Source organism: Pseudomonas sp. MF6394, from assembly GCF_002018845.1.
In the GTDB taxonomy this organism is placed as follows: Bacteria; Pseudomonadota; Gammaproteobacteria; order Pseudomonadales; family Pseudomonadaceae; genus Aquipseudomonas; species Aquipseudomonas lactis.
Genome location: NZ_MVOJ01000004.1, coordinates 209,016 through 221,698 on the forward strand (window position 1 = coordinate 209,016; position 12,683 = coordinate 221,698).

The 12,683-nt window shown below is 57.8% G+C and carries 5 protein-coding genes; 3 read left to right on the plus strand and 2 right to left on the minus strand.

Translation table 11 applies throughout. The features are described 5' to 3' along the window. Nucleotides 1–4: 4 nt before the first annotated feature. From MF6394_RS06970 to leuA, 3 genes are all read left to right on the plus strand, one after another. On the plus strand, nucleotides 5–4,120 hold the full coding sequence (locus MF6394_RS06970) for a membrane-targeted effector domain-containing toxin (RefSeq protein WP_153046004.1): 4,116 nt from the start codon (nucleotides 5–7) through the stop codon (nucleotides 4,118–4,120). Nucleotides 4,121–4,530: 410 nt separating this feature from the next. Next, nucleotides 4,531–8,505 (plus strand): membrane-targeted effector domain-containing toxin, encoded by a 3,975-nt coding sequence (locus MF6394_RS06975; protein WP_238597277.1) that lies wholly within the window; start codon nucleotides 4,531–4,533, stop codon nucleotides 8,503–8,505. Between the two features lie 365 nt (nucleotides 8,506–8,870). Then, nucleotides 8,871–10,550, plus strand: a complete 1,680-nt coding sequence (leuA, locus tag MF6394_RS06985) for a 2-isopropylmalate synthase (RefSeq protein ID WP_014719812.1) — start codon at nucleotides 8,871–8,873, stop codon at nucleotides 10,548–10,550. Between the two features lie 200 nt (nucleotides 10,551–10,750). On the opposite strand, the gene MF6394_RS06990 is transcribed toward leuA, so the two are convergent. Further along, entirely contained in the window at nucleotides 10,751–11,542 is a 792-nt protein-coding gene (locus tag MF6394_RS06990; protein ID WP_044268083.1) for an amidohydrolase, read from the minus strand. After that, nucleotides 11,530–12,678 carry a pyridoxal phosphate-dependent aminotransferase gene (locus MF6394_RS06995; protein ID WP_047711723.1) on the minus strand — a complete coding sequence of 383 codons (1,149 nt, stop codon included), beginning with the start codon at nucleotides 12,676–12,678 and terminating at the stop codon, nucleotides 11,530–11,532. Before MF6394_RS06995 ends, MF6394_RS06990 begins: the two co-directional genes overlap by 13 nt. Nucleotides 12,679–12,683: the final 5 nt, after the last annotated feature.

Here is a 12,683-nt window from a genome sequence, read left to right on the forward strand (position 1 = left end):
TTCTATGCTTGCGCCAGCCAGTTCTACAGTCCAAACCCCTTTGGAACAGCATCGACCCTTTCACCAACCTGCCGGAACACCGACACCCCACCTAGAAAAAAGCCAGGCCGCCCCGTTCGTAGCGTCTTCGACCTACGCACCAGACGATTTGCCTGTACCCGATTCGCCAAGTACGCCACCTGCCGCCGTCACACCTCCACGCAATAGCAGCCTCATAGAGCAACACAACGAAGCCGCCCATGCGATACAACAGCTCTACAAAGAGCAACCGAACTTCAAGACTTTCCTGCAGCAACAACTGGCCACACTGTTTCCCGACCAGCCCCACCTCAATGTTGCAGACCTCACCTTCAAGCGTTGGCGCAAGCAAAACGATGGCAGTATAAAAACGCTGTCTGTAGAACCCTTTCTCGACGCACTGCATAAAGAAATCCAGGAACAGCTGCGTAACCCTGGGAACAAAGCAGGCGAAGGCAACAACCTATACGGAGATTTTTTCACCCGGGGCAGCACCGGTGTGCCGCCCACCCTGGTTACCCCTTCGCACTCACTGCACACGATTGCCCAGCGCATCGTCCAATACGCGACCATGCAACAGAAGTTCTGGACCACGCCTCGCCAAAGCCCGCACAACCCGCACGTGCGAACCACACCACAGAACGAACTGTTGGCCTTGTACAAGCAGCAACTGGCAACCGTGGCCGCAGCGCGCGCCAACGATGGCACCTTGAGCCCGGCGAGCAAACAACTGATCGACACGGCGCTGCAATACCCCACCTTGGCCGCGCGGGAAAATGCCTTTGCTGACGGTGCCCGCCCTGGGGTGTACCCACTCACCGTGGATGACGGTACTGAACGGGGTGCACTGCTGGCGGGGACCTTCCTCATCACCCAGACCGACGGCTCCTTCGCGACCGAGCCCGCATGGCCTAAAGGTCGGTCCTTAGCGCTCGACGACAGCCACGGCCCGGTGGTTCTGTATACCCCCAGTAAAGGGTTCGAGGAGTTCGCCACACCCGCCCAAGCCCGCGAAGCATTGGCCAAGCGCCTTGATGAAGGTGGAGTAGAGGCCGAACTGTTGTTGCAAACGCTGCCGTTGGCGCTGCAAAACCGAACAGAACAGCCCTCGGGAGATGACCTGACATGGCGCGTTGAGCCTGTGGCTGCGGAGGTACTGGCAGAGGGCATTCCGTGGATGCTCAAGCGCCAGCAAGAGGAAATCAATAAACAGCTCACCCAGACACTGACAGCCACTACGCCAGCTAACCCACTGACGGACCCGACGTCAGCCCAAGCCATAGATGACGCCGCCGACTGGTCGTACCAGCTCGACAGCACCAATGCCCTGTTGGCTTACAACGCCAAGTTGATCGAAAAACAACAACCGCAGTGGTTGAAAAACCTGACCCCGGCTCAAGAAGCCATCTTCCTGAAACTGGAACAGTGGGAGAAAAAGAGCACTGACGCGTTACTGCCCCTGCTTGAAAAAATCCCGTCCCTGTCGGACTTCGCTCGCAACAGGATGAACGAGGCTATCAGGAAGCTGTACCCCACTGCGCAGATTGATGCCGATAAATTAACGGTGAAAATAGACCAAACCACAACCCGGGACAATTCGACCAACTTCGTCCTAGCGGACGTGGCCATGTCAATAATGGGTAACCGCGTAACGACCTCGTCAGAACAAAAACAGCTTTCACTGACGGATCTGGCGCTGAAAAACCCCACCGGTTTTCTTCCAAGAAGTATTCAGAAAAAAACCACTATCACACTGACCCTGCCGTTGATTGACACCCAGGGCAACCCGATTCGCGATAGCCGTGGCAAGCCAATCATACTCAATGATGAGCAGCTAAAAGCCTTGATCAAGGCTGCAGATGTGGGAGGCGAATACGACAAGCTGCTTAAAAAAGAACTGGCACCTGATGCCCCTTCACCTCTACGGGAGGCGTGGAAAACCAACCTGAGCGATGCCATGGAGAAAGACGCCTTTCTCGCGGAGCTCAACCCTACGGCCTATAAAGAGCAGGCCGCCGAAGACAAGAACAGCAAACGCGCAGCGCAATGGGTTACGGCAATCCTGGACCACCCCAACCCCGCCAACCGCCCCAAAGTCGATGGCCAGAACATTATCGCCAATGCCCTGTACGACTACGGACAGCCGGTTCATGGAGTGATGGTGATTGGCAACAAGGTCGATTCTTCATTGGTGCTCTACACGCCCAAGGCGCCCGACGGCATCGCGTTTCGCGAAGTTGCGGACCAGAAGGCAATGGACGACTTACTGAAAAAAGACGCGTGGAAAGCCTATATCGCGGACAGAAAATCACCGGTCAAGAAAGATGATGTAGCTGAATTCGACGAGGTCGTCAGGGATATCCCCAACAATCCATTCACCGCCCTGGCGCCCGATAAAGCCCTGGACATAGCCGACAAAAGTACAAAGGTCATGCTCGGTGGCTCGGCACTCAAACCAATAAGGGGCAATGTCCAGGATCACCTGTACCAGCAAAACGTTCAGATGATCGTCGACAAGGCAGACCATCAATCCGTCAGCAGTGCAGAAGTGGCCAAGCAATCGTTCATCAATAAGGCCACGTTTGGCGTCGAAGTGGGAATGCTATTCCTGGACTTTTTGCCAGGTGCCGGCAAGGTCGCAAGCACCACGACTCATCTGAGCAAAGCCGCTTTAATCGCTTTGCGCGCCAACAGAAAACTGTTGCCCAAGCTCATGAAAAATCCCGGCCTGGCGCAGACGCTTTATATTGATTTCCTACTGGCTACAACCGGTATCAAGGGTGTGCGTGCAGGGCCACTACGGCCTGTCTTCAGACAGTCGACAACGGCACGCGCGCCTGCGCCACGTCAAGTGACCGGCACCTCGACGGGAACCCCGCCCAGCACACCGCCAGCCACCGCCTCTACCAGCAGTGGCGTGACCACCGTCGCCACCCCGGTCGCCCGGCCAACCCGCGACCTGAGCGCCTACACTGTGCCGAATGAGGTCATCACCGGTCGCCCGTTAAGGCCCGACGGCACGTACAACGTGGGGGACAACTGGTACGTGCGCTTTACCGACAGTACCGGAGAAAACCGGGTTTACCAGATCGACTCGGCATTCCACGCCCGCAGCGGGCACGTCAATATCATTGATCCGAATGCCCCAGCGACGGCGTCCAGAAGCAGCAGAACGGTGGCCTCCCTGCAATCGGCGGGCAATGGCGAATGGCGCATCAATCAACTGCCTGGTGGCAGGCGGCATAGGAAAAATCACATTCAACAACACTGGAATATAAATTTCGTCGATTACCTGATCGTAGGCCTACCTGATTCAAGCACCCAACCATGCTACAGGCGCATGGCGATACGCTGGTTCAGAGAAGGGATGACTGAATCTTATGCCAATCATGCCGTCGCACCGAGACCTCGCCCGAACATGCCGGCTCTGACGCCTGACGCCTCTCCCGGCGAAATGACACGTGAACTGCTGCGCGTCTCGGACGGTATCGTATTTGGAGAGAAGCACGATCAGATTTCCACCAACGTCATGCTGATAAAGAATATGCAGGGTTACGCAGATTCAGGCGTCACGACCCTGTACCTGGAAGGGGCCTACTGGAATAGCGCCAGCGGGGTGGATGGGGTATGGCAGACGCCCGCTGATGCGAAAAAGTATAAACGCGGTACGCCTACACGCGATGACGTGCTCGCTGCCGCGCAACAACATGGTATTAAAATCGTAGGTCTCGAACATGAACATATGACGATGCACATAACCCGAACGCCCATAGGTGAAGCAGGTAACGCGGCGCACACCACTGACCGGCTGCGTGAGTTCAATTACTTTGCCAGCAAGATTATTCAGCAGACCCCCCCTGGGGAAAAGTGGATCGCCGTAGTGGGAAGAAGGCACATGAACACCACCCAGGGCGTCCCCGGCATCGCTGAGCAAACCGGGGCCGTCAGCGTAGGCGTGTATGACGCACCGCAAGGCGCCAGCAGTAATGCCGTCAAAAACACCGGCTCGCGTCCGGCACCTGAAGAAAAGTTCGCCGCCGATGCAACGGTGGGGGACTACCAAGTCCACCAGAACGTCGACCCCTACCTCAAAACGTCTTGATCAACCTGACGACGGCGCGCTGACTGAATCAGCGCGCCACGCCACACACCTGCCCGCCTTTACCATCGCCCCCTCAAAAGCGGTGACTTCGAAGCAAGCTGTTGCACACCTCTTACAGTTGCGACGGGAACCATCCGACATCCACCACCCACCTATTCCACAACTTACACGGAGCGTAATGAGCATGACCTGACCAGTGGAAATCCGAAACCTGTGAGACTCATTCTATGTACTCTCTGACCCAAGCGTTGGCAGCACGACACGCACACCAAGTCCTGATCGATTCTGCGGTTCCTGCATCCCCCGCTCTTCCCACGCCGTCTAGTACGACACAAGCGCTTGCTCGCGCTTCAACCTACGCCCCCGACACTCCCCCCGTCCCCACTTCGCCCGGCATAGCCAGCGCGCAAATGCGTTACCCCCACCTGGAGAAACATTTCAAACCCAGCAAACAATTAGCCTACACCGTTGAACACGCCCTCCTGACGGAGGACATGCAGCGCCTGCACAACCAACAGCCAAGCTTCAAAGCCTTCATACAGGCGCAACTCGAGGAAGCATTCCCCGCCGTCCGGCCTCTGGACGCCGAGACAATGAGCATCAATCGTTACCGCATTAACGGCAATGAGGTGTCACAGGAGTCATCCGAACCGCTAATGACCGCCCTGGCCAGGATGGTCCAAGACATCCTGGCTAATCCCGACAAACTGATCAGCCCTGAGCGCGACATACACACCCAATTCACTCATCGCACCAGCCTGGACGACGATCTGGCACTGCCCGCCGCCACCACGAGCACCTTGCAAACCATCGCGCGCAGCATCGCCACGCATTACCCACAAGCCATTGAACGCTATTGGAACACCGCCAGCCCGGTGCATGAAGACCCGAGCAAGCACGAGTCGCCATTGAATCAGCTGTTGACCCTGCACAAACGCCAATTGTCGATCCTGGCAGCCTTGCGTGTCAGCGATCAAACCCTCAGTACAGAAAGCAAAGCACTGATCGACGACGCGCTGCGATACCCCACGCTGGATGCCCGCGAGAAAAACTTCGCCAATGGTGATCGACTGGGTGTGTACCCCATCACGGTCGATAACAAAACCGAACGCGGCGCGATGCTGGCGGGCGCGTTTCTTATCACCAAAAACGACGGCTCACAGGCCCTGCCGCCTACCTGGCCGAATGGGCGCACCCTTGAACTCAACGACACTCATGGCCCCGTCGTGCTGTACACACCCGGCGAAGGATTCGAAGAGTTTGCAACGCCCGCCCAGGCACGTCAGGCACTGGCCGAGCGACTGGATCAAGGCGGCACCGCGGCCCAGCTATTGCTACAAACCCTGCCACCGGCCCTGCAAAACCGGGCTGACGGTTTCTCCGGCGATGACCTGATGCGCAGCGCCTCGCCATCGTCCGGGGATGTGTTGGCAGAAGCCGTGGCTTGGATGGTCAGGCGCCAGCAAGCAGAAGCCAAGGCCGGTTTGGACAACGCATTGGCGCCAGGCAGCACCACCAGCCCTTTGCTCGACAACGCCTCAGCCCAAGGCATCGATCACGCGGCTGACTGGTCGTATCTGCTCGATGGCAGCAATGCGATGCTGGCCCGGGATGCGAGACTGACTGACAAAAACCAACCGCAATGGTTGAAGAACCTGTCTGCGGTTCAAGAAGCGGTGTTTTTGCATTTGGAGCGTGTGCAAGAGAAAAGCCTGGAGACACTGGCGCCACTGCTCGCAAAAATCCCGTCACTGGGAGACTTCTCACGGGACAGACTGAATGCGGCCATCAAGAAGCAGTACCCGAACGCAGCGGTCGATGCTGACCAATTAAAGGTACAGATACACACCCGCACCGGCATCCAGGGTGGGCGTGGGACTGGCCAGCCGCTTTATGACAAACAGCACTCCGTCTCGCTGACCGACCTGGCGCTGGACAATCCCAGTGGTTTTCCAGCCATCGAGAGGGGCACGTTTACCGATGTAAAAATGACCCTGGCATTGCTCGACACGCAAGGCAGGCCCGTACTGGACGCGGCTGGCAAGCCGGTGATCCTGGACACCGACGCGCTTAAAAAGCTGGTCAATACCGTCGATGTCGGCGGCGAATACACCAAGCTGCTCAAACAGGAGATGGCCACTGACACCGAGGTTGGCAGCGCCGCGCAATTGCGTACAGCCTGGAAAGCCAACCTGGAAGACGCGATGGCCAAGGAGGCGTTTTTATCAGAACTCAATCCCGACGCTTACACGGAAAAAGCCCAGCAAGACACTAGCACCAAGCGTGCGGTGCAGTGGGTTGATGCGGTAGTGGACCACCCCAATCCCGTCACGCGCCCCCAAGTGGATGGAAAAAACATCGTGGCCAACAGCCTTGTCCACCGTGGGTTGGCGGTGCAAGGCGTGATGGTGATCGGCAATCAGACGGACTCGGCATTGGTGCTTTACACCCCCAAGGCTCCCGACGGCATCACCTTTCGCGAAGTGGCGGACCACAAAGCCCTGGACGCTCTTCTGGCTAAAGGTGAGTGGGCGTCCTATATCGCAAAAAGAAAATCACCCGTCAGTAAAGATGACATCGCGCAATTCAAAGAAGCCCTTAAAGAAAAGGCATACAACCCTCTGACGCTGATCTCCCCTGAACTGATCATTTCATCGGTCAAGCTACTGGGCAGTGCGATCAGCCTGAAGCCGATCGAAGGCGATGTTCAGGAACACCTGTACACACAACACGTACAGATGGTGCTCGACCGAGCGGATCATCAGTCGGTAAGCAGCGAGGAAGTGGCGAAGCAATCCACCCTCAACAAAATCGAGTTCGGCCTCGAAGTGGCCTTGATCTTCGCGGACCTGATACCCGTGATCGGTAAAGGGGTGTCCTCAGGTGTTCGACTGGGTAAAGCCGGTGTGACTGCGCTGCGCGCCAATAGCAAGATCTTGCCGCACTTGATCAGAAAACCTGGCTTGGCACGCACGATCTACAGTGACTTCAGCCTGGCTGCCACAGGCATCTCCAATCTTCGTGCGGCCCCCATGCGACCGGTATTCAGAGCCACCGGCCAAGCCGGCCCGCTGGTGGCACGCTCGGGCCCCAGAGCGCTGCCGGCGCCCGCCATCCCTCCCACGGCAGTCGCCTCCACCAGCAGCGGCGTCACCACCGTCTCCACGCACCCCTCGACCACGGTCGCCGTGCCAAACCGCGACCTGAGTGCTTACGCCGTAGCCGACGACGTCATCCGTGGGGCGCACCTAGGGTCCAACGGCACCTATAACGTCGGTGGTAATTGGTATATACGGTACACCGACGTTACCGGAGAAAACCGGGTTTATCAGATCCACTCAGCGTTCCACGCCTCCAGCGGGCGGGTCGATATCATCAACCCCAACGCCCCGGCGACGGCTTCCAGAAGCGAGAGGACAGTGGCGTTTCTGCAATCGGCAGGAAATGGTGAATGGCGACTCAATCAGATGACGGGTGGCGTTCAACCAGGCAATGCTCTGCCCCAAGCCCCCGAACGATATATGGATAGAGTGCTCTCGGGGGCAGCAGCCGATGACTTTGTAAACCCAACGGATGCGACAGTCAGAACTATCCGCAGATGGCACAGGCGCGATATGAAGGCCCACTACAAAAAACTCCGAAAAGCAGGAGCGACTCAACGGCCTTCCGTACCTGCACTGACGTCCAAGAGCACCTCGCCGAAAACGGCCATTGAGAATATTCTTTCTCAACCGGGAGTACGCGGCATCGTAATCGGTGAATCACACAATGACCCTGCACCTTTTCAACTGCTGATTGATCAGATGCAAACTTTCGCCAATAGCGGTGTGACCACCATTTACCTTGAAGGCGCCCCGTTTATTGAAGGCTCTTCGAGATTAAATGCTTCGGCGTTAACAGAGGCTCATGCTCAATACCTGTCACCTCGCCACTATGACCCCGAATATACGGGCGGCCCCACGATGCTGGACGTCATCATCGAAGCCAGAAAACACGACATTAACGTCATAGGGCTCGAGCACTACGAATTGACCCTGCACTCCGGGAAGGCCGCCGCATGGAGAGCCCAACCCGGTTACCTGAACGAACGCCTTCCAGAGTTCAACTATTTCGCGTCACAAATCATCCAGAAAACCCCACCTTGGGAAAGATTCGTGAGCGTTGTGGGTAGCGCGCATATGAATAATTTTGTGGGTGTGCCGGGCATTGCGGAACAGACCGGAGCGGTCGGGATATCCGTATCATCCGCCTTGAAAGGCACCTCAAGCCGAGTTCGTCAGCCTCCCCATACCAAGCCTGCCCCGATCAAACTCACACGGGGCGGCAACTTTCGACCCGTTGGAGACGTGAACATCGAATACAACATAGATGGCCTGCTCGTCTGAGGGCTCCTTGCAAACACCACCACGCAGCCTTTGGGCTGCGTGGAGCACTATTGCTTACAAAAAACCAAACAGAGAATAAATATTAGAAAACCTGCAAATACCAACAATAAAAAACCAACAAATCAGAAAAAAATAGAAGTTATACCAATTTTTTTTCGATGCTTGCCATCCCTCAGTCTCGCGGTTAGGGTTGACTGCATGAAAACCTCTCACACCCTCATTCAGCTCCGCCAGCACCGCAGCCTGTGCCTCGTCAGCGCACGACTGCCAGGCTGAATCGATCTGCCTCGTCTTCACGTTTTATCCCCAATAACAGTACTACGGCAGGCCGCCTTTTCTCGGCCCCTACAACCAAGGATTTTCCGATGAGCATGCTCAAAGACCCGTCTTCGAAATACCGCGCGTTCCCGACCATCGACATCCCGGACCGTACCTGGCCGTCGAAAACCATTACCCAAGCGCCAATCTGGTGCAGCTCCGACCTGCGTGATGGCAACCAGTCGCTGATCGAGCCGATGGACGCGGTGAAAAAGCTGCGCTTCTGGAAGACCTTGGTAGCCGTTGGCGTAAAGGAAATCGAAGCCTCGTTCCCGGCCGCGTCGCAAACCGACTTCGACTTCGTGCGCACCCTGATCGAAGACAACCACATCCCCGAGGACACCACCATCCAGGTGCTGACCCAGGGCCGTGAAGACTTGATCGCACGCACCTTCGAATCCCTGCGCGGCGCCAAGAAAGCCATTGTGCATTTGTACAATGCCACCTCGCCGTCGTTCCGCCGCATCGTGTTCAACCAGGACAAGGACGGCATCAAGGCCATCGCGGTCAACGCCGCCAAGCTGTTCGTCAAGTACGCTGCCCAGCAGCCGGAAACCCAGTGGACCTTCGAATACTCCCCAGAGACGTTCAGCGCCACAGAGCTGGAGTTCGCCAAGGAAGTCTGCGACGCGGTGATCGAGGTGTGGAACCCGACGCCTGAGCACAAGATGATTCTCAACCTGCCAGCCACTGTCGAGTGCGCCACCCCGAACATCTATGCCGACCAGATCGAGTGGTTCGGTCGCCATATCAACCGTCGCGACAGCGTGATCATCAGCCTGCACACCCACAACGACCGTGGCACCGGCGTGGCGGCCACCGAGCTGGGCCTGATGGCCGGCGCCGACCGTGTGGAAGGTTGCCTGTTTGGCAACGGCGAGCGGACCGGTAACGTCGATTTGGTCACCGTGGCGCTGAACATGTACACCCAGGGCCTGGACCCGCAGTTGGACTTCTCCGACATTGACGGCGTGCGCAAAGTGGTCGAGGAGTGCAACCAGATCCAGGTGCATCCACGTCACCCGTATGTCGGCGACCTGGTGCATACCGCGTTCTCCGGCTCGCACCAGGACGCGATCCGTAAAGGCTTCTCCCAGCAGAAAGACGATGCCTTGTGGGAAGTGCCGTACTTGCCGATCGACCCGGCGGATATTGGCCGCAGCTACGAGGCGGTGATCCGCGTGAACAGCCAGTCGGGCAAGGGCGGCATCGCCTACCTGCTGGAGCAGGAATACGACATCAGCTTGCCGCGTCGCATGCAGATTGAGTTCAGCCAGGTGGTGCAGGCCGAAACCGACCGCGTGGGCCTGGAGATGACCGCGCCACAGATCTACGCCTTGCTGCAGCGTGAATACCTGCAAGCCAACACGCCGTATGCATTGGTCAGCCATCGTCTGCAGGAAGAGAACGGCAACAGTTTTGTCGAGGTGGAAGTCTCCGGCAAAGGCCAGGGCGAAACCAACCTGCACTGGAAAGGTAAAGGCAACGGCGCATTGGAAGCCCTGGTAGCGGGCCTGCCGATTGGTGTGGAGATCATGGACTACAACGAGCACGCGATTGGTGCGGGTACCAATGCCAAGGCGGCGGCTTACATTGAGCTGCGCGTGAACGGCGAACGCCCGGTGCATGGTGTGGGCATCGATGAAAACATCACTACCGCCAGCTTCAAGGCGCTGTTCAGTGCGCTGAACCGTTCGTTGAGCCAGTTGGAAGCCAAAGCGGCGTAGAGCTAGCGCTGCAATGCAAAAGGCCCCTGGGTAAGAATCCAGGGGCCTTTTTTGTTCGACGTCAGAGTTGTAGTGTTTGTGGGGCCGTCATCGCGGGCAAGCCCGGCTCCCACATTTGGACTGCATTTTTTCAGGTAACTCCAATCAACTGTGGGAGTGGGCTTGCCCGCGATGACGCCCTTGCAGGCGACAGATAAGCCTCAGACAAACTGAAAGCTATCGGCATCCAGGTTCGCCGGGAACCTCGTACGGTAAGCCGCCAGCTCCGCCGCATCCAGGATCACCTGAAACACCCCATCCGCCTCCCCTGCACTCAGCAACGTCTCACCCTGGAAATCCAACACCTGGCTATCGCCGGTGTAGGCAAAACCCTTGCCGTCGGTGCCTACACGATTCACCGCCGCCACATAGCACAGATTTTCAATCGCCCGTGCCGGCAACAGCCGATTCCAATGCTGACGCCGCGCACCTGGCCAGTTGGCGGTGTACAGCAGCAGGTCCGTGTCCTGGGCATCGCGGCTCCACACCGGGAAGCGCAGGTCATAGCAGATCAGCGGACGAATGCGCCAACCCTTCAATTCGAACTGCACCTGGCGCTCGCCTGGGGTGTAATGGTTATGTTCACCGGCCATGCGGAACAGGTGGCGCTTGTCGTAATGCAACACCTCGCCATCCGGCCGCGCCCACAGCAAGCGGTTGCGGTGGCTGCCATCGGCGGCCTGGATGATCACACTGCCCGTTATCACGGCCTGATACTTTGCCGCTTGGGCCTGGAGCCAATGATGGGTGGGGCCGTTTTCCGGCTCGGCGAGGGCTGCTGATTCCATGGAAAACCCTGTGGTGAACATCTCTGGCAGCACGATCAAGTCAGCGCCTTTGGCCTGCTCCAGCAGCAACTCGAAGTGTTCGAAATTGGCCTGGCGGTCATGCCAGGCCAGGCTCGTCTGCACCAGGGCAATGTTCAGATTGGGCAATGTACTCAGATCACGCATAGTTTTTGCGCCGCATGTCGCAGCGTCTCCTCGCGTTTGGCAAAGCACAGGCGCACCAGGCGCTGGCCTTGGGGTGGGTGCTGATAGAACACCGAAACCGGAATGGTCGCCACGCCATGTTCGCGGGTCATCCACAGGGACATGGCCACGTCATCCAGGTCTGGGCGAATCTGCGAGTAATCCACCAGTTGGAAGTAAGTGCCGGTCACCCGGGTGAAGCTCAAGCGCGAAGGCGCCAGCAGGTCGCAGAACAAGTCCCGTTTGGCCTGATAGAAGGCCGGCAGCTCTTCGACATGTTCCGGGTGTTCGGCCATGAAGTCCGCCAAAGCGTACTGCAAAGGGGTGACGCCGCAGAAGTTGACATATTGATGCACCTTGCGCAGTTCGGCGCTAAGGGCCGGTGGCGCGACCACATAGCCGGTCTTCCAGCCTGTGACGTGATAGGTCTTGCCGAATGAGCTGACCACGAACGCGCGCTGATACAGCTCCTCATGGGCCAATACACTGACATGGGGCACACCGTCGAACACCAGGTGCTCGTAGACCTCATCGCTGACCAGGTAGATATCGCGGTCGCGGATCAGTTCGGCCAACTGGTCCAGCTCGGCACGGCTGATCAAGGCGCCAGTGGGGTTGTGCGGGCTATTGAGGATGATCATGCGCGTACGCGGGGAAAGCGCAGCCTTGAGTTTCTCAAAGTCCAGGGCAAAGCCTTGCAGGCTCAGTTGCACATGCACGCAACGACCACCGGCCAGTTCAACCGAAGGCTCGTAGCTGTCGTAGCTGGGGTCGAACACGATGACTTCATCGCCGCTACGAATCACCGCCTGGATCGCGCAGAAGATCGCTTCGGTGGCACCAGGCGTGATGGTCACTTCAGTGTCCGCATTCACCGTGGCGCCATAGCTGCGAGCAATCTTGGCCGCCACTTGCTGGCGCAGCGCCGGCAAGCCAGTCATGGGGGCGTACTGGTTATGGCCGAGGGCGATGTGCTTGCCTACCGCATCGAGCAAGCCCTGCGGGCCATTGAAATCGGGAAAACCCTGGGACAGGTTGAGCGCGCCAGTTTCGGCGGCGAGTTGCGACATGGTGGTGAAAATGGTCGTGCCGACGTTTGGCAGCTTACTGGTGATCATCAAAA